1 protein-coding gene is annotated in these 2,417 nt (G+C 49.9%); it reads left to right on the top strand.

The window, feature by feature from the left end:
* Positions 1–2,417, top strand: a 2,417-nt coding sequence (locus H511_RS24795) for a hypothetical protein (RefSeq protein WP_036759340.1), incomplete at both ends; no start/stop codon positions are given.

Consider the following 2,417-nt stretch of genomic DNA (forward strand, 5'->3'; position numbering starts at 1 on the left):
ATCTAACACACTGCCTTGGGGAACTCATGATTGGGCTTATTACTTTCAAGCCGCGCACGGCAATCTGGCTGGGTATAAAGGTATGCTCGGCATGTCCTTCGACGGGGCGGCAATGGGCCATGCACAGCTGAATGATGGGGTGTTCACCGGTTGGAAACGTATCTACGATGACAATTACCACCCAGAAGCTAACCATGCTGTCGAGATGGGTGAGGACTTTGAAGATGCTAAATCATTCCACAAAGCCGAAGTCCGTTATTTCAGTTTCCATTATGGGAAAGTGGTGATCCCGCTGGTCCCGTACCTTGTGGAAGGAAAAAACAGTAACAAATCGTATATAGAAGGAAAGTTGGTTTTCCATCGCGGGGGAGCCTCATCATCAAGCCGTGTTGAAGAAGTTGATCTGGTTGCTTACCAGTCTTACAACCAGGTCGTAAAGGCGTGGATGACTGCGCAGTATCACGACGGGTGGGGCTGGCGGCTATGCACGTTTGATATTCAAGGCAAAAAGTGGATCGGCTTGTACGCGCCTTTCAATGGAAACAATCAAGATGCTCGGATTGCATTTACTGGTCGTCGTCATATATCGAACGAAGCGGCAGCAAATGGCTTTGATCGAACTCAGCAATTAGTTGCGATTGAGTATGAGCACCTAGCTGATCCAGTGTCGGCAAACAACGGCATCAAAAATCAGGAAATTTACGACACCTTAGCGCCATACATCACCATCCCCGCAATGCAGGATGGAGGCGGCAATAAATACTACTCAGAAAATTACAAACCCACACCGGCAGAACTAGGGGCTGTAGATGAAACAACAGTTAACAAAACAGGCAGTACGTATGAAGCGTCGATAAGCAAAATCCCTTACATTCTAGCGAACGGATGTATGGAAATTGCCCGTTATGTGGACTTCCACCTGCCTGGCAGTACAGCAGATTACGATGCCCGCTTTGCCGTTAACACTGCCGGTAAGCTCACACAACACCATGCCACTGAGGTTGCTGATGTGGCTCAATCTTCCCACTCTTATAGTGATCTGAGTAATGGCGCGGGGGGTGGCAAGAACTACACGCGACGCCTGCGCGGCGGGACCGGCGACACCATATTCCATGAGACAGTTCAAAGTAGTACATACCGACTGGCCACAGGGAATGAAGATACTATAGACCTGCTAAGACTTATAGCCAGCCCCGACCCCACTCAAGTGCAAGGCTATATAGGCAATCAGCGCATCATGACATCCAATTATGGTGTGTTTACAGGGGCTGTAAGTGCTGTAGATCTGCAATCGTGGTCGAGTGGCCGACGGGGGTTCAAGTTAACCTCTACCAACGCCACCTACGCTGAAATGGCCCCTATCGGGGCAGACAGCACGATACTCTGGACTGAGGCGCTTCGCTGGTATGGAGCAGATGACTGGCGTATTGGTTCAAGCAAGCGCATCTATCATCAAGGATTCAAGCCTACGGCGTCTGATATCGGTGCGGGTACGTTCCTGGGTGACGTATGGACAAAACAAGGTGCGTCATGGCGGACATCGGCATCATCAATAGGATCAAGCGCAACCGGCCTTCTGTGTTATGCGCCAGACAAGACCACGATAGTCGGCGGTGCTGGCATCCTATCAATGGACGGGGTAGCAACCTCATCGTTCCTCGGTTGGGGTACGACACCTTGGTCCTTGGCTAACAGTCTCACAGTCAATGCCAATTCATTCACCTACAAAGGCAACGCCGTCTACCACGCAGGCAATAAACCCACAGCCACTGATGTCGGCGCTGCTAAAGGGTTCAGAAACCTTCGTAGTCCTTCATCGGGTGTATCTGAATGGCACCGTATTGCTATATCACCTGGGGGAAATTGGGGAAGCGCTTTATTCACCGTAAAGGCTGAAAAAAGTGGTATACACACAACCGTTAATTTTACTGTCACCACAGTATTCAATAAAAACCCCAAGATAACCTTATTGGGCTGCTCGCACTATTTAACCGCAGGTATTACTGAGATTGCGGTCGAGTACAAGGACGGCGATCCTTATGCTGATATGTATGTCCTAATAAAAGCCACTGCCAATAACATCGAATATGAAGTTGCCAATAACATAGGCTTTGTTGATAGCTGGGTGCCTGCAACGGCGCTTGGCCGTGACACTATAGTCATGAATGTTTCTGCTGCGGATAAGAGCATAGACACAGCAGGAGGCAAGGTTTATTCAAACGGTGTAGAAGTATACAGCCCGTTAAATAAACCGACGACTGGCGACATAGGGGCGCTGCCTCTGCAGATGAACCAGTATGGATTATCTTCATTGGGGCTTACCGACGCGGACTTCTCTGGCCTAACACTCCCGCAGGCATTTGACCGCATAGGCAACGCAATGCTTGCGTCAGCTGCAGGCACGGCCCGTGAAAAGG

It is taken from the genome of Photobacterium halotolerans DSM 18316 (genome assembly GCF_000425165.1).
In the GTDB taxonomy this organism is placed as follows: Bacteria; Pseudomonadota; Gammaproteobacteria; order Enterobacterales; family Vibrionaceae; genus Photobacterium; species Photobacterium halotolerans.